General features: G+C 65.8%; 17 protein-coding genes. 12 read left to right on the forward strand and 5 right to left on the reverse strand.

All coding sequences use genetic code 11. The features are described from left to right. Nucleotides 1–303: 303 nt before the first annotated feature. From AC1VVK_RS14355 to ccmA, 4 genes are all read right to left on the reverse strand, one after another. On the reverse strand, nt 304–927 hold the full coding sequence (locus tag AC1VVK_RS14355; protein ID WP_482903497.1) for a carboxymuconolactone decarboxylase family protein: 624 nt from the start codon (nt 925–927) through the stop codon (nt 304–306). A 30-nt stretch (nt 928–957) separates the two neighbouring features. Further along, nucleotides 958–2,100, reverse strand: coding sequence for a sulfotransferase family protein (locus AC1VVK_RS14360; RefSeq protein WP_482903498.1), 1,143 nt, complete (start codon nt 2,098–2,100; stop codon nt 958–960). 100 nt (nt 2,101–2,200) lie between these two features. Continuing rightward, nucleotides 2,201–2,860: a heme exporter protein CcmB gene (locus AC1VVK_RS14365; RefSeq protein ID WP_482903499.1), complete on the reverse strand. Its 660-nt coding sequence runs from the start codon at nt 2,858–2,860 to the stop codon at nt 2,201–2,203. Next, nucleotides 2,857–3,435, reverse strand: a complete 579-nt coding sequence (gene ccmA / locus AC1VVK_RS14370) for a heme ABC exporter ATP-binding protein CcmA (RefSeq protein WP_482903500.1) — start codon at nt 3,433–3,435, stop codon at nt 2,857–2,859. The genes AC1VVK_RS14365 and ccmA overlap by 4 nt, the downstream gene beginning before the upstream one ends. 92 nt (nt 3,436–3,527) lie before the next feature. On the opposite strand from ccmA, the gene AC1VVK_RS14375 reads away from it, so the two are divergent. Both AC1VVK_RS14375 and AC1VVK_RS14380 read left to right on the forward strand, forming a co-directional pair. Next, the gene (locus AC1VVK_RS14375) at nt 3,528–3,827 is read left to right on the forward strand and encodes a 4a-hydroxytetrahydrobiopterin dehydratase (protein WP_132389328.1); all 300 of its coding nucleotides are present in this window, start codon (nt 3,528–3,530) and stop codon (nt 3,825–3,827) included. A gap of 4 nt (nt 3,828–3,831) precedes the next feature. Beyond that, complete coding sequence (locus AC1VVK_RS14380) at nt 3,832–4,965, forward strand: acyltransferase family protein (RefSeq protein WP_482903501.1); 1,134 nt, start codon at nt 3,832–3,834, stop codon at nt 4,963–4,965. Here the strand turns inward: AC1VVK_RS14380 and AC1VVK_RS14385 are convergent. Beyond that, complete coding sequence (locus AC1VVK_RS14385) at nt 4,962–5,579, reverse strand: DNA-3-methyladenine glycosylase family protein (protein ID WP_482903502.1); 618 nt, start codon at nt 5,577–5,579, stop codon at nt 4,962–4,964. The genes AC1VVK_RS14380 and AC1VVK_RS14385 overlap by 4 nt on opposite strands. A gap of 105 nt (nt 5,580–5,684) precedes the next feature. Between AC1VVK_RS14385 and AC1VVK_RS14390 the strand changes: the two genes are divergently transcribed. The 10 genes from AC1VVK_RS14390 to mraY all read left to right on the forward strand — a co-directional run bounded on the left by AC1VVK_RS14390 (nt 5,685) and on the right by mraY (nt 16,164). Further along, on the forward strand, nt 5,685–6,002 hold the full coding sequence (locus AC1VVK_RS14390) for a 2Fe-2S iron-sulfur cluster-binding protein (protein ID WP_132389334.1): 318 nt from the start codon (nt 5,685–5,687) through the stop codon (nt 6,000–6,002). A gap of 136 nt (nt 6,003–6,138) precedes the next feature. Then, complete coding sequence (locus tag AC1VVK_RS14395; RefSeq protein ID WP_482903503.1) at nt 6,139–7,149, forward strand: cysteine synthase A; 1,011 nt, start codon at nt 6,139–6,141, stop codon at nt 7,147–7,149. Nucleotides 7,150–7,165: 16 nt separating this feature from the next. Further along, on the forward strand, nt 7,166–7,525 hold the full coding sequence (locus AC1VVK_RS14400) for a hypothetical protein (protein WP_482903504.1): 360 nt from the start codon (nt 7,166–7,168) through the stop codon (nt 7,523–7,525). 711 nt (nt 7,526–8,236) lie between these two features. Further along, a complete protein-coding gene (locus tag AC1VVK_RS14405) occupies nt 8,237–8,734 on the forward strand; it encodes a division/cell wall cluster transcriptional repressor MraZ (RefSeq protein ID WP_132389338.1) in 498 nt (165 codons plus the stop codon). Further along, entirely contained in the window at nt 8,731–9,753 is a 1,023-nt protein-coding gene (gene rsmH, locus AC1VVK_RS14410) for a 16S rRNA (cytosine(1402)-N(4))-methyltransferase RsmH (RefSeq protein ID WP_482903505.1), read from the forward strand. The genes AC1VVK_RS14405 and rsmH overlap by 4 nt, the downstream gene beginning before the upstream one ends. Then, entirely contained in the window at nt 9,750–10,319 is a 570-nt protein-coding gene (locus AC1VVK_RS14415) for a hypothetical protein (RefSeq protein ID WP_482903506.1), read from the forward strand. The genes rsmH and AC1VVK_RS14415 overlap by 4 nt, the downstream gene beginning before the upstream one ends. Before the next feature lie 17 nt (nt 10,320–10,336). Further along, nucleotides 10,337–12,091 carry a peptidoglycan D,D-transpeptidase FtsI family protein gene (locus AC1VVK_RS14420; protein ID WP_207904733.1) on the forward strand — a complete coding sequence of 585 codons (1,755 nt, stop codon included), beginning with the start codon at nt 10,337–10,339 and terminating at the stop codon, nt 12,089–12,091. Next, nucleotides 12,088–13,563 carry a UDP-N-acetylmuramoyl-L-alanyl-D-glutamate--2,6-diaminopimelate ligase gene (locus tag AC1VVK_RS14425; RefSeq protein ID WP_482903507.1) on the forward strand — a complete coding sequence of 492 codons (1,476 nt, stop codon included), beginning with the start codon at nt 12,088–12,090 and terminating at the stop codon, nt 13,561–13,563. Before AC1VVK_RS14420 ends, AC1VVK_RS14425 begins: the two co-directional genes overlap by 4 nt. A 7-nt stretch (nt 13,564–13,570) precedes the next feature. After that, entirely contained in the window at nt 13,571–15,076 is a 1,506-nt protein-coding gene (locus AC1VVK_RS14430) for a UDP-N-acetylmuramoyl-tripeptide--D-alanyl-D-alanine ligase (RefSeq protein ID WP_482903508.1), read from the forward strand. 17 nt (nt 15,077–15,093) lie between these two features. Then, entirely contained in the window at nt 15,094–16,164 is a 1,071-nt protein-coding gene (gene mraY, locus AC1VVK_RS14435; RefSeq protein WP_132389350.1) for a phospho-N-acetylmuramoyl-pentapeptide-transferase, read from the forward strand.

Below are 16,164 nucleotides of genomic sequence, written 5' to 3' on the forward strand. Positions count from 1 at the left end.
TCGGCGCTTGTCATGGGGCGCCGAGACTGCCCTTCCTGTCCAACTGGGCCGGGCCGGATTTCGTTTCTTGCGGAACCGCCCCGGCCCATTTTTTAACGGCTTTTACCGGGGTTGTGCCGGACTTTTCCTCCGGACGGTCCACAGGGTTCTCCCCGTGGCATCCACAAGTCATGCACTGTCTGTCCTCTGCATATCCCGGAATAGTACCGGACTTGTCCACAGACATGTCAACGCGCGCCGCCCATGGGCAGCGCGCGCTTCATTTTGCTATCGAGTGAAAACCGCGCCGTGGGCGGCGGTAAATTAGCGGTAGTCGAAACCGCCCTTCGGCTGGATTTTCAGCGTGTTCTGCTGAAGTGCCGTCATAAGATAAGAGCCGACCAGCATCGGTGCTTCGAGCATCTGCTTCTCGTCCCAGGTCTTTGCCAGCGTGTCCCAGGTCGAATCGGCCATGCAGTGATCGGCCACGAGTTCTTCCACCGCCCGCAGTATTGCGGCCTCGTGCTCGCTCCAGCCCGGGTCGGAAGAACCCTCCAGCACGCGGTCGAGATCTTCGGCGGTGATGCCGAAGGCCTTGCCGATATCGACATGCTCGCACCATTCGAACGGCGCGCCTGCGATTCGCGCCAGGCGCAGGACCATCAGCTCGCGCTCGCGTCCGGGGATCGTGCCACGTGCCGCCAGTTCGATGCCCAGCACCATCTGGCCCTTGAACATGCCGGGATGGCGCAGCGTGATCAGGCTGACATCGGGGAAGGGGCGGCTTTCGGGAATGTGGAAGGCGGCCCGAATCGCGTCGACCTGCTCCTGCCCTTCGGGGCTGACATCCTCAAGGCGCAGCGGCGCGTAGCGCGGCCCGCCTTCCACCGTCTGCGCCATCCGTGCGGCCTCGTCGAAATTCACCCGGCCGCTGTTCGCCTTACTCATTGTCTGGTCACCTGTGTCTGGATGGAAGGATCATGCCGTCGCATCGAACGGCGCCCAGCGCTCCATGCGCTCGAGATAAGGGGTGAAGCGCTGGCGCACGGCGGCGAGGTCGAGCCCGAAATGGGCCGGATCCGGCTTGGTCATGCGCTCAGCACTGGCGTTGCTGTTCCACCAGTCGGCCATGGCCTGCGCGAAAGCGGGTGAGACGTCCTCGCCCAGCCAGGCGTAGAGCGCGCGCACTTCGCCCAGCGGGTCCTTGTGCATGGCGCGGAAGTGGATGTCGTGGAAACGGTGGTCGTTGCCCTTCTCGCGAAAGGCGATGGCGCGGTTCATTGCCTCGGACCAGCAGCGCAAGTTGAGCGCGCCGAGGTATTCGAGGTCGAGATGGTCGGTGAACTTGCCGATGATGTCGGCATAGACGGTCGCCACCGAGAGGATGACTTCGGCCGGATCGCGGTGCGTCATCACGAAGCGCGCATCTGGAAAGGCCGAGACCAGCGCATCAAGGTAGAGCATGTGGGTCGGCGCCTTGAGCCGCCACGGCCGCGTCGGCGCGCCCCATTGCAGTAGCTTGAGCACGCGCTTTTCATAAGCGTAAGTGCTGGAAAGATCGGCATTGAGCAGCCAGTCCGAATAAGTCGGCACTTGCGCGAAAGCCTGGAAGATCTGGCTGCGGAAATCGAGCGCCATGAGGTCCTGGCACTCCATGGCGCCATCAATCCCCGAAGGTGTGCGCTTGCCGCCTTTGAGCAGGGCATCGCCGCTGGTCGCTGCTACGCCGCGACGCGGATCCGGTCCGGTGACTGTCGAGGGAGGAGGGCAGGGCTGCGAACTCTCCCAGACCCGCAAGTAACGGATTTCCGGGTCGCTGGAGAGCAGGAACGACAGCGCCGAGGATCCCGTGCGCGGCAGACTGACGCCGAACAGCGGGGCGACGATCTGCTCTTCGTCGATTTCGGGATGGCGGCGGTACCAGTCCTCGATCAGCAGGCGCTGGCGAAGGTGCAGCACGATCCGCTCGGTCAGAGCCTGCTCGCCCGCCGCATTCAGACGGGCCTCGCTCTGAAGCGAGGTGGTCAGAATCTCCAGCCCTTCGCGAAACGTGTCGGCGCCGAAATCGCTCAGGCCGGTCTGGCGTTTCGCCTCGTCGATCAGTTCCTGATGGCCCAGCATCGCATTCTCCCGGCGTCCGGCTTGGGCCGGATCGTTACGGGAAGACTATGCGTGGCCGGAGCGGCGGGTGCCAACCGCTGGGGCGATGAAGGCGCCGCTTTCAGCCGCGCGCGGTTCGTACCGCCGCGCCGCCTGCGAAGGGTGCGATAGCCAGCAGCACCAGGCTGGCTGCTGCCGTCAGGGCAAGGCCGCTGGTCCCGCCAGTTCCAAGGCTTCCCGCCCCGAAAATCAGCACCGGCACCGCCAGCGGGATCACCAGTAGCCCTGCGAGCGCGGCGCCTCCGCGCAGCCCCGCGGTGAGCGCGGCAACGGTGACGCCCAGCGCGGCAAGGCCGGGCGTTCCCGCCAGCAGGCCAAGCTCGACGATGGCGAGCGTCCGCCCCGCAATTCCCAGCAGCGCGGCAGCCGGCAGGGCGGCGAGCATCAGCGGCGGTCCGAAGCTCAGCCAATGGGCCAACACGCGCACGGCGATGACCATTTCCTCGGAAATACCGCGCAGCGCCCACTGGTCGAACATGCCCGCCTCGATATCGGGTTCGACAAGGCGGTCGAGCGGCAGGATCGCCGCGAGCAGCGCTGCTACCCAGATCACGCCGCCGCCGGTACGCGCCAGCAGTGGTACGTCCGGGCCGACCGCGAAGGGGTAGAGCATGGCGACCGAGAGGAAGAACAGCACCGGCATCATCGCTCCGCCGCCGCGCCCGCCCAGCAGCAGGCGCGCAAGGTCGCGCTTGAGCAGGGGGGCGAAACGTCCGCTCATGCTGCGTGCTCGCCGAGCGCGAGGGTGCGCTTGTGGGCGAGGGCAAAGGGCTGGTGCGAGGCGATCAGGGCAATTCCTCCACCGGCGCAATGCTCGGCAACCAGTGTCTCGGCCAAGGCTGCCGCATCGCCGTCGAGCCCGTTGAGCGGCTCATCCAGCAGCCAGATCGCCGCATTCTGCCCGATCAGGCGGGTAAGGGCGGCACGCTTCTTCTGGCCGGTCGAAAGATAGCGGACGGGAACGTCGAGCAGGGCGGGAAGGCCAAGCCGCTCCAGCGCGTGATCGCCCGCGCTGTCCAGCCCCCGCCAGAAGGCCAGCGCCCGGCCGAGAGGAAGCGCGGGGTCGAGCGCGTGGCGCTCGTCGACAAGGCCGATCGTGCCGCTGGTTTCCACGCGTCCGCCAAAAGCCGGGGCAAGCCCGGCGACGATGCGCAGCAGGCTGGACTTGCCCACGCCGTTGGCCCCGGTGACGTGAAGCGCCTCTCCGGCAGCAAGACGCAGCGAGAGTCGGCGGAACAGGACCCTGTCCCCACGCCGACACGAGAGATCTTCGATTGCTATGGATGCCCCTTGCATGCGACCCTGCGATAGTAGAAAGGCGCGGGGCTGCCAAGCAGAGCCCAACGGGCCAAGGTGTGCCATAACTACCGGTGGCAGAGGAGGATTCCATGTCGATCGCCCGTCTCACCGATGCCGAGCGCGCGCAGGCGCTGGAAACGCTTCCCGGCTGGACACTGCGCGATGATGGTATGGCCATCGTCCGCACGCTGAAATTCAAGGATTTCAACGCGGCTTTCGGGTTCATGACCCGCGTCGCCATCGAGGCCGAGAAGCGCGATCACCACCCGGAGTGGTTCAACGTCTACAACCGGGTGGAAATCACGCTGACCACGCACGACGCCGGAGGGCTGAGCGAGCGCGATGTGGCGCTGGCCGGCTTCATCGACGGCATCGCACCCCCGGCCTGAGGCCGTGCCCGACCCCATATCGAACCTTGCACCGACGGAAGCCGATGCGCGGTTCCTGACCCGGCCGCTTTCGGTCCTGCTCGATTTCGTGCGCTTCGGCGCGGCGTTGCTGGTGGCGGTGGGCCATGCCGTGCAGCTGGGGATCTATCGGGGGCCGTTTCCGTTCGGCCTGCGCATGCAGCATTACTGCGTGATCGTGTTCTTCGTGCTTTCGGGGCTGGTCATCAGCAGCTCGGTGCTCGGCGGTCGGTCCAGCCTGCCGCGCTATTTCGTCGCCCGCGTCTCGCGCATTCTGCCGGTGGCGATCCCGGCGCTGCTTTTCGCGGTGCTGGCGGCTTATGTGCTGGCAGGGACGCTGCCCGTGGCCATCGATAACAGCCCGAACGATCCTATCGCGGTGGCCAGTCGTCTGCTGCCGCCGATGGCCTTCGTCAGCGCCTGGCCGGGCATGCCCGCGCCGGTGTGGAACCCGCCATATTGGTCGCTCTGCTACGAGGTGTGGTTCTACGCGATCTTCGCGATGGCAATGTTCCTGCGCGGCTGGGCTCGGGTGGCGACCGTCATCATCGGCTGCTTCAGCGCGGGCGGGGCCATCCTCTTGCTGATGCCGGTCTGGCTGCTTGGCGTCGTGCTGACGCATACACCGGCCGCGAGGCGGTTGCCGCTGCCGATTGCGCCGGTCGCGATGGCGGTGAGCCTTTGTCTTGCGCTCGCCTTGTTCGAGGTCGACCGTGCGGTGCTCAATCCGCTGCTCAAGGCTTGGTGGCCGGGCGAAGTGCAGTGGTCGGAGTGGGCGCTCGCCGATTTCGCGATGGGGCTGATCATGGTCATGGCCCTTGTTTCGCTGCGACCGGTGGCGGAGCGTTTCGCGGAGACGGTCATGCGGATGAAGGAGCCGGCGGCGCTGCTCGCCGGGTTTTCCTTCACGCTCTACCTGTTCCACTGGCCGCTGCTGCAACTGGCGCGTTCGCATGGGCTGGTGGCCGGGCGCAGTCCCATGGCCTTTGCAGCGCTGCTGGCGGTGGTGGTGGCCGCCTGCGCGCTGATCTCGCTGCTGACCGAGCGTCAGTCCCCGCGCATCCGCCGCTGGATGGAGGCGCGGATGTTCGCGCCGGCACCGGACGTCGTGAACGCTTAAAGCGCCGGGTTGTTATAGCAGTGCCAGGTGAAGATCGCCGCCGCGCCGCGGTGCGGCCGCCATTGCTCCGCCAGTTCGCGGGCTTCCTTCTCGCTGGGCCGGGCATCAAGGCCGAGGATCTTGTGCAGCCCGGCCTGCACGGCAAGGTCGCCCGCGGGCCAGATGTCGGGCCGTCCTTCCGCGAAGAGCAGGTATATCTCGGCCGACCAGCGCCCGATGCCCTTGATCCGCACGAGCTGTTCAATGGCCTCCTCGTCATCCCTGGGCAGGTTGTCGAGGTCGAGCGATCCCGCCATCACCAATTCGCACAGTGACCGCGCATAACCCTGCTTCTGGCGGGAGAGGCCGCAGGCCCGCAGCGCGTCGAACTCGGCGGCCAGAAGCATCTCCGGTGCGATGCCTTCGCCCAGAAGTATCTCCAGCTTGTTCCATACCGAGGCCGCAGCGGCGACCGATACCTGCTGGCCAACGATCGTGCGCAGCAGCGTGGCATAGCCTGTCGCGCGGATTCGCGGTTCCGGATAGCCCGCGCGTTCGAGCGCAAGGGCCATGGCCGGTTCGCGTGCGGCGATTTCGTCCAGTCCAAATTTCAGTGCGTCAGCGCTCAAGCCCATTCTGCGTCTTTCTTGCCAAAGGGGGTTGCAGCCTTTAGCAGCCACGGGCAAAGGCCGGAATGGGCCTGTTATGATACATGCTGTATCAGAAAAGGATGGACGAGAATGCCGCAGATCATCGTCATCAATCAGTCGGGTGAAGAGTCGGCCGTTGAAGCAAGTGTTGGCCGCACGCTGATGGAGACCATTCGTGACAGTGGTTTCGATGAACTGCTGGCGCTGTGCGGCGGCTGCTGCTCCTGCGCGACCTGCCACGTTCACATCGACCCGGCTTTCGCGGACAAGCTTCCCGCGATGAGCGAGGACGAGAACGACCTGCTCGACAGCTCCGATCACCGCAACGAATACTCGCGCCTGTCGTGCCAGGTGCCGATCACCGACGCGCTCGAAGGCTGCAAGGTCACGATCGCTCAGGAAGACTGAGCCGTGGTTCCAGGCCCGAAGCGATGCCGGACAGGCGCCGCTTCGGGTATCGGCTCACCGGAAAACGATCCACGCTTTATGTGCCTAAAGCGCAATTCATTTGCGCCTTGGCCTTCGCGTTCCTAGGTGTGCGGACATGACTGCTCCCGTACCTCAGCGCTCCACTCTCGACCTCATCGGCAACACGCCGCTCGTTCTGCTCAAGGGCCCCAGCGAAGCTGCCGGCTGCGAGATATGGGGCAAGTGCGAATTCGCCAATCCCGGCGCCTCGGTGAAGGACCGCGCGGCGCTGTGGATCGTGCGCGACGCCGAAACGAAAGGGCTGCTCCAGCCCGGCGGCACGATTGTCGAGGGCACGGCAGGTAATACCGGCATCGGCATCGCGCTTGTCGCCAATGCGCTCGGCTACAAGACGATCATCGTCATGCCCGAAACCCAGTCGCGCGAGAAGATGGACACCTTGCGTGCGCTCGGGGCTGAACTGGTTCTGGTCCCGGCCGCGCCGTTCTCGAACCCCGGGCACTTCGTCCACACCTCGCGCCGCCTCGCCGAAGAGACGCCGGGCGCGATCTGGGCCAACCAGTTCGACAATATCGCCAACCGCAAGGCCCATATCGAGAGCACTGCGCCCGAGATCTGGGAGCAGATGGACGGCCGCATCGACGGTTTCACCTGCGCGGCGGGCACTGGCGGCACGATCGCGGGCACTGGACTTGGCCTCAAGGCCTTCGACGAGAACGTCACGATCGCACTTACCGATCCGCACGGCGCTGCGCTGTTCAACTACTACGCGCACGGCGAGTTGAAGGCGGAAGGCAATTCGGTGGCCGAGGGTATCGGTCAGGGCCGAATCACCGCCAATCTCGAAGGCGCGCCGATCGATACGCAGTACCGCATTTCCGACGAGGAAGGCCTCGAATGGGTGCGCCGTCTGCTCTCGGAAGAAGGGCTGTGCCTGGGCCTGTCCTCGGGCATCAACGTGGCGGGCGCGATTGCGCTCGGGCGCGACCTCGTGGCGTCCGGAAAGCGCGACGTGCGGGTGGCGACGATCCTGTGCGATACCGGCTTCCGCTACCTTTCCTCGCTCTACAATCGCGAATGGCTGGAGGCGAAAGGCTTGCCGGTCTTCCCTTGGCTGGCAAGCTGAGGTAAACGGCCTGCCGATGGCAGGAAACATTCCGCCCAGTCTGGTCGAACCGGTCGTGACCGTGCAGCACTTCGCGCCGCCGTCCGCGCGCGAACTGCGCGCGCAGGCCGTGCACCGCCTGCAAGTGGGCCTTTTCGGCCTTTGCGCGATGCTGCTCATCGTCGGCTTGGCCAATATCATCATGGACCGCGCGCGGCTCGTCGATGCCGAGGATCCGATCCGCGCGGTGGTCGCGGTCGATGCCAAGCCCAAGCGGCAGGTCGCCGATCCGCTGGCCGACATCGGCGTGGTGCCGGCCTCCGATCCCTCGCCGACGCCGAGCGCAACGGGCTCTGCCGCAGATACTACCGGGAATCCCCCGCTCGACGCGCAGTAAGCGCGCGATCGCCGGCGCATGGTCGCCGGCCTTCCTGATTCCCCTGTCCTTGCCCGCTGGTATGCCGCCGCGGATTCCCGGATTCGTCTATTGGGGATTTCCGGGGAAGGTATCGCGCTCCGGGGAAATGACGGGATGGCGCTGATCGGGTCGTTTAGGGGAAATCCGGGGATGCACATGTCCTTGCTCTCCCGAATCTGCGGTGTCCCTTCTTGCCGTCCACCGACGGGGCCCGCCTCGATATCGTGTTTTTCCGCGGGTCTCGGCGCGCCGGGATCCTGCTGATCCGCCGGCGGTGTGCGATATCCTGCTCTGCCGCCTGAAAAGTGGGGATCGAACGGGGGCGTTTGGGGACGATCCGGGTTAGGTATTTTACCGGAGACTCAACTACATAAAATCAATCACTTATGGAGTTAATGCCAGGTTAATCGACGGGTTCTTGCGGATATGAGCCCACTCCAATTCGGAGAGAAATCGGGGAATTGTTCCCATTGATCCCCAAATTTCCCTTTTATCCCCCGCCCTCCCGTTATACAAAGGCGGTCAATCGGAATGGCTGAGTCTTGCCGTGCTCCTGCAAGGGAGCCGGACCTTGCTGCATTGGCGGCGGCGGGGGCGGATCGGTCATGTCGAGGCGGACCCGGCCGTGCCGGGCGAACCGGCCGAAACACATCGACCGGAACAGGGCAGGAAAGGGCGGGCGGCATCGTCATGGCGGGGCGGCCATACATATACAACGGACAAGGCTTCTCGCTTCTGCGCGACAAGAACCGGTTCGTGCTGCCCAACGCATTCCGCCCCACCGTGCGCGAATCGAGCGGGAAGGACCTGCTCTGCCTGACCACGCATGACCGCTGGCCCTGCCTTGTCGGCTTCGGCCTCTCGCGCATCGACGAGTTCGAGGAAGAGCTCAAGGAACAGCAGGACATGGCCATCCGCGCCGGCAAGGAATTCGATGCCGACAAGCGGGCAAGCGACATTTACGCCTCTTACGAGGTTCCCTTCGACGGCTCGGGCCGCTTCGTCCTGCCGGAAGACCTCTCCGCGCTCGCAGGCGTGACCGACCAGCTCTACTTCCGTGGCAATGGGCGGTTCTTCACCGTCTGGTCGCCCGAGAGCCTCTACGAAATGGATGAAGGATGGAAGGCGGCACAGACCGCCTGCCGCAGCCTCGCCGCCAAGGATCTGGCCAAGGTGGGCCGCAAATGACCGCATCACGCACTATTCCCGTGGGAGTACCCCACGTGCCCGTCCTCCTGGAGGAGGTCGTCGCCGCCCTGAACCCCCGGGGCGGCGACGTCATTGTCGACTGCACGCTGGGTGCGGGCGGCTATACGCGCCGTCTGCTCGATGCAGGCGCGACGGTTCATGCCTTCGACCGCGATCCCGACGCGATTGCCGCGATCGAGGAAAACCGCACCAAGTGGCCGGAGCTGGATGCTAGCCCGCCGCGTCTGGTGCTGCACGCGCGCCGCTTTTCAGAGATCGTCGCCGGTCTCGATGAAGTCGGCGTGGCAGAAGTGGACGGCGTCGTGATGGACATCGGCGTGTCCTCGATGCAACTCGATCAGGCAGAGCGCGGCTTCTCGTTCGGTTCCGATGGCCCGCTCGACATGCGGATGAGCCAGGACGGCCGCTCGGCCGCCGACTTCGTCAACGAGGGTGACGAGGCGGAGATCGCCGACGTGCTGTTCCAGTATGGCGAGGAGCGTCAGTCGCGCCGCGTCGCCCGCGCGATCGTCGCGGCCCGGCCGCTGGAAACGACCGCCGAACTGGCCCGCGTCGTGCGCAAGTCACTTGGCTACAACCCGGCCTACAAGGGCGGCAAGGGCGCGCCGCCGAAGGACCCGGCGATCCGCACCTTCCAGGCGATCCGCATCCACGTGAACGGTGAACTGGATGAGCTGGACCAGGGCCTTGCCGGCGCGGAAACCGTGCTGCGCGCAGGCGGACGGCTTGCCGTCGTCACGTTCCACAGCCTTGAGGACCGCAAGGTGAAGCGCTTCCTGCGCGACGCGGCGGGGCAGGGCGGAACCACCTCGCGCCATCTGCCGCAAGTCAGCGGCGGTGCGGAGCCCACGTTCGAGAAAGTCGCCAAGGCGGTTCGCCCCGGCGAAGCCGAACTCGAAGCCAACCCCCGCTCCCGCTCGGCCACGCTGCGCAGTGCCGTGCGGACCCAAGCCCCCACAACGACCAAGCACCGGCCCAAAGACAGGAGTGCAGCATGAACCTCACGCGCGACCGCGTCCATTCGATCGGGTGGATTTCCGTGCTGCTGGTCTGCGGCGCGGCAACCATTGCGCTCACTCTCCGTGTCAACGCCATGAAAAGCGAGGTCCATTCGACCGAGAACCACATCGTGCGCGTGCAGCAGTCGATCAACTTCCTTGAGACTGAGTTCCAGACCCGCTCCAACCAGCAGGCGCTGAACCAGCTCAACGATCTGGAGTTCGGCTACAAGGCGCCTTCGGCCGGTCAGTACATCGAGGGCGAGCGCCAGCTTGCCGCGCTGGGCAAGCCGATGGGTCCGGGTGCGCCGCAGCCGATCCGCTATGCCAATGCCGAACAGGCGGCCCCGGCAGAGACCGGGGCGAAGGAAGGCACCGGCCTGCTGGCGATGGTCTCGCCGGTGGACCCCGCGCATGCGGCCACGCCGTCGCAAGCCTCGGCGGCGCGCGCGGTGGGCGTCGGTTTGAAGAGCCGCGATCCCGAGCGTGAGGAAATGCTGCGTGACGCCGCCGGTCTCGGCAAGCGTCTGGCACGCATCGAAGTGGCGGAGGCTGCCCAGCAGTGAACGCTCCCGCCTTCCCCATGGGCGCGATCCCCACCACGGTATCCACCGGGCGGCGCAAGCTGGTGAACGTACGGCAGCGCTCGCTGCTCGTCGCCAAGCTGCGCACGCTGTGGATCCTGGGGGTTTTCGCGCTGGTGGGGGTTCTGGCGTTGACGCGTATCTGCTGGCTCGGCGTGACGGGCCCCGGCGGGCGTGACGGCGATCTTTCGAGCCTGCTGGTGCCCCAGCGCGGCGAGATCGTCGATCGCAACGGCGTGCCTCTGGCGCGCGAGTTCAGCACTTATTCGCTTTGGTTCAATCCCAAGGCGATGAGCGAAGGCTCGGCGCTGATCCACACGCCGGAGCAAGTGGCGGACGGCCTGATCCGTATCTTCCCCGATCTTGACCGCAAGGACCTGATCTCCAAGCTGTCGTCGGGCAAGCCCGGCTATCTGCGCAAGTCGATCCTTCCCGAGGACGCGAACAAGGTCCACGCGCTGGGCGAGCCCGCGCTGGAATATCCGCTGGAGGCCACCCGCTTCTATCCGCAGGGATCGATGGCCGCATCGGTGCTTGGCTATGTCGATAGCTATGGCAAGGGCCAGGTCGGCATGGAAGAGGCGTTCGACAAGCAACTCACCAGCCCCGAAGGCCGTGCCCAACCGGCGCAGATCTCGATCGACTTCCGCGTGCAAAGCGCGCTGGAGGACGAGCTGGCACGCGGCATGGGCCTCAGCAAGGCCAAGGGCGCGGCGGGCGTGGTGCTCGATGTCGATACCGGCGAAGTGCTGGCGCTGGCTTCATTGCCCTCGTTCGATCCCAACCACGTCCAGCCTTCGGACATGATGATCACCCCCGAGCAGGCCGCGCAGGGCGATGTGCCGCACGGTTTCAACCGCGTGACCAACCAGGTCTACGAACTGGGTTCGACCTTCAAGCCGATCACGATCGCGGCCGCGCTCGATGCCGGCACGATCACCAATCTCGGCCGCCGTTGGCCGGCCACGCCGCTTCATGTGGCGGGCTTCACCATTCACGACAGCCATAACTTCGGCGCCTCGCTGAACGTGCCGGAGACGCTGATCCACTCGTCCAACGTCGTCACCGCGCAGATCGCGGACGAACTGGGCGGGGTGAAGTTGAAGCAGACGATGGAATCGCTCGGCATGAACGAGCGCCCCCAGATCGAGCTGCCCGCGCGCGGTTTCCCGCTCTGGCCGCGCGGCGTATGGCCGCGCCTGCGCACGATGACGGTCGCTTACGGGCACGGCATCGCGGTGACGCCGCTCCATCTTGCCTCGGCCTATGCGGCGCTCGTTAATGGCGGCATCTGGCGTCCGGCGACGCTGAAGAAGCTGGATGCCTCGCAAGTCCCGCAAGGTCGCCGCGTATTCACCGCCGCCACCAGCGCGCGCATCCGTCAGTTGCTGCGCATGATCGTGGCTTACGGTACCGGCCGCAAGGCGGATGCTCCGGGCTTCCGCGTCGGCGGCAAGACCGGATCGGCCGAAAAGCCCGGCGCCGGCGGCTATCGCCACCACTCGCTGATCGCCACATTCGCCTCGGCCTTCCCGATGGACCGCCCGCGTTACGTGGTCATCGCCATGATGGACGAGCCGCAGGGCACCGAGGCCACTTCGTTCCAGCGTACGGCGGCCTTCAATGCGGCGCCGGTGATTTCTCGCGTCATTCCGCGTATCGGGCCGCTGCTGGGCATCATGCCGGACGAAACCCGCGACATCGATATTTCCGACCTCAAGCCGCTGGTTCCGGCGGGGAGCGACAAAGAATGAAGTTGAGTGCCCTCTGCGCTGTTGTGAATGATGGAGCCGGTATCCCGGCTCCCGCAGGCGCGGACGTGAATGTGACCGGATTTGCGATCGATCATCGCAAAGTTGCGCCCGGAACCGTCTTCGGCGCCTTCAAGGGCGCGAAGTTCAATGGCGAGGACTACATCGCCGCCGCCATCGAGGCTGGTGCGGTCGCCATTGTTGCTCGCCCCGAGGCGAAGGTGGAAGGCGCGATCCATTTCGCCGATCCGGAACCGCGCCGCCTGTTCGCCGCGCTCGCCGCATCGTTCTTCCAGCCGGTGCCCGAAACGCTGGTGGCCGTCACCGGCACCAACGGCAAGACTTCGACGGTGGAGCTGACCCGCCAGCTCTGGCGCATGGCCGGGCAACGCGCCGCCTCGATCGGGACGCTGGGCGTGACCACCAGCGACGAGACGGTTTCGACCGGGCTCACCACGCCCGATATCGTCACGTTCCTCGCGAACCTGACCGGCCTTGCCCGCGAAGGCGTGACTCATGTCGCTTACGAAGCGTCGAGCCATGGTCTTTCGCAGTTCCGCATCGAAGGGCCGCATGTGGCGGCAGGCGCTTTCACCAACCTGTCGCGCGATCACCTCGATTACCACGCCGACATGGACGACTATTTCGCGGCCAAGATGCGCCTGTTCGACGAAGTGGTCGTCGAAGGCGGCACGGCCGTGATTTGGGCCGACGACGAGTGGTCGGACAAGGCCATTGCCCACGCCGAAAAGCGCGGGCTCAAGTGTTTCACCGTGGGTGCCAAGGGCACCAGCATCCGCCTCTCGGGTCGCACGCCGGGCGGACTCGGCCAGAAGCTGGAGCTCGAGTACGACGGGAAATCCCGCGTGCTCGAGCTGCCGCTTATCGGGGCCTATCAGGCGGCGAACGCCCTTGTTGCGGCGGGTTTGGTGCTGGCGACCGGCGGCGATCCGCATACGACTTTCGACGCGATGAAGCGCCTTGTCACCGTGCGCGGGCGGCTTGAGCGGGCGGCGATCTCTTCGGTTGGCGCGCCGGTCTATGTCGACTATGCGCATACGCCCGATGCGCTGGAGGCGGCGATTGCCGCGCTTCGGCCGCATGTGAACGGTCGTTTGATCGTGGTCTTCGGCGCCGGTGGCGACCGTGATCAGGGCAAGCGCCCCGAAATGGGCAAAGTGGCGGCAGAGGGGGCAGACCTCGCCATCGTCACCGACGACAACCCGCGCGGCGAAGACCCTGCCGCTATCCGCGCCATGGTGCTTGCCGGCATGGACGGAAAGGGACGCGAAATCGGCGACCGGCGCGAGGCGATCCGCGCGGCCGTTGCCGAGGCCTGGCAAGGGGACATCGTCCTCGTTGCCGGCAAGGGGCACGAACAGGGGCAGATCATCGGCAGCGGCGATACTGTTCGCGTGCTGCCATTCGACGACGTCACCGTAGCCAGGGAAATGGCCGGTACGGTTGGAAGGTAGGAATGCCATGAACGCGCACGCCCGGATTCTCGAATGGCCCGCCGAGGGCGCCGAGGACTTGACCCAAGCACTGTGGGATTCGGCCACACTCGCGCGGGTGATGAAGGGTGAGGCGAGTGGTGACTTCACCGTCTCCGGCGTCGAGATCGACAGCCGCGACGTGCAGCCGGGAGACTTGTTCTTTGCCCTGAAGGGCGAGACGATGGACGGACACCGCTTCGTCGAGGGCGCTTTCGCGAAGGGCGCGGGCGCCGTGGTGGTGGACCGCCCGGTCGATGGCTCGCACATTCTTGTCGAGGATACGACCGAGGCGCTCGAACGGCTTGGCGCGGCATCGCGGGCCCGCGCGCGCGGCCCGGTGATCGGCGTGACCGGCTCGGTCGGCAAGACCGGCGTCAAGGAAGCGATCTTCGACGCGCTGGACCGTGCAAGCCGTGGCGACGCCCACCGTTCGGTCAAGAGCTACAACAACCATGTCGGCGTGCCGCTCAGCCTTGCGCGCATGCCGGCGCGGGCGCGTTTCGGCATTTTCGAGATGGGCATGAACCACGCGGGCGAGATCGCCGCGCTGACCCGTCAGGTGCGCCCGAACGTCGCCGTCATCACCACCATCGCGCCGGCCCATATCGAGATGCTGGGCTCGATGGAGGCGATTGCCGATGCCAAGGCGGAGATCTTCGAAGGCCTCGAACCGGGCGGCGTTGCCGTGATTCCGGCGGACAGCCCCTATTTCCATCGCCTCAAGGAAGCGGCTGAGGCGTTGGGCGTCCAGATCGTCTCGTTTGGCAAAGCGGCCGATGCGGGCGTTCGCCTGCTGGACACCGTGCCGGCCATCGGCGGCGGCTCGCTGGTGACGGTGGACATGCGCGACCGGCGCGTCTGCTACACGGTGGCGACGCCGGGCGAACATCATGTGATCAATTCTCTCGCGGTCATGGCCGCGGTGCGCGCGGTCAAGGGTGACCTCGGCGCCGCTGGCGTGGCGCTCGCCGAAATGGGCGGGTTGCCGGGGCGCGGCGCGCGGCTCCAGATCGACGTTCCGGGTGGGGAGCCCGACGCCGAGGGCCGCCGCCGCGCTTTGCTTATCGACGAAAGCTACAACGCCAACCCCGCCTCCATGCGGGCAACGCTGGAGCAGCTTGGCCGCACGCCCGCCACGCGCCGAATCGCGGTCCTGGGTTCGATGAAGGAACTGGGCGCGCATGGCCCGGCCTTCCACGCCGAACTGGCCGAACCGCTTGCCGCTGCCGGGATCGACTACGCCGTGCTGGTCGGCGACGAGATGGGCGCGCTTGCCGAGGTTCTCGGCGCGGACGAATCTGCGGAATCGGGGAAAACGGGCCGCGTTCCGCTTGGCAAGCGCGTGCCCTTCGCGCATTGCCTGAGCGTGCGGGAAGCCGTCGACGCGCTGCGGGCGTTCGGGCTGGAGCAGGGCGATGTGATCCTGGTCAAAGGCTCGAACTCGGTTGGGCTGGCTTCTCTGGTGACGGACCTCGGTAAACAGGAAGGGTAGGGGGGTTCCCCCAGAAGATGCTTTATCTCATCGCAGAGTGGTTCCACTTCGAGGGACTAGCCAACCTCTTCCGCTACCAGTCCTTCCGTTCGGGCGCGGCGCTGATGACGGCGCTAGGCATCGGCCTGCTGATCGGTCCGCGCTTCATCAACATGCTGCGCGTCCGTCAGGGCAAGGGCCAGCCGATCCGCGAGGACGGCCCGCAAAGCCACCTTGCCAAGCGCGGCACGCCGACCATGGGCGGTTTGATGATCCTGACCGCGCTGGTTAGCGCGATGATCCTGTTCATGGACATGTCGAACCCGTTCATCTGGGCCTGCTTGGCCGTGACGGTCGGGTTCGGAATCATCGGTTTCCTCGACGATTACGATAAAGTCGCCAAACGCAGCACCGCCGGGCTTTCCAGCAAGCTGCGCCTTGGCCTTGAGTTCGTGGTGGCGGGCATTGCCGCCTACATCATCGTTCGCCAGCTCAATACCAACCTCTACGTGCCGTTCCTTTCGGGCCGGTACATTCCACTGGGGCCGTTCTACTACGTCTTCGCCGCTTTCGTGATCGTGGGCGCGGGCAACGCGGTGAATCTGACCGACGGGCTCGATGGCCTTGCGACTATGCCGGTGATCATCGCCGCAGGTACGTTCGCGATCATCTGCTACCTCGCCGGCCGCGTCGATTATGCGACCTACCTCGGCATTCCGCACGTGCCGGGTGCGGGCGAACTGGCGGTGTTCTGCGCGGGGATCATCGGCGCCTGCCTGGCCTTCCTGTGGTTCAACGCGCCGCCCGCAGCCGTGTTCATGGGCGATACCGGCAGCCTCGCACTTGGCGGCGCGCTCGGCGCCATTGCCGTTTCCGCGCATCACGAGATCGTGCTCGCCGTCGTCGGCGGGCTGTTTGTGCTGGAGGCCGTTTCGGTCATCATCCAGGTTGTCTGGTTCAAGCGCACCGGCCGCCGCGTGTTCCGCATGGCACCCATCCACCACCACTTCGAACAGAAGGGCTGGAAGGAATCGACCGTCGTCATCCGCTTCTGGATTATCTCGATCGTCCTTGCGGTGATCGGGCTGTCCACGCTCAAGCTGCGATAA

The organism is Novosphingobium sp. BL-S-32, assembly GCF_056857055.1.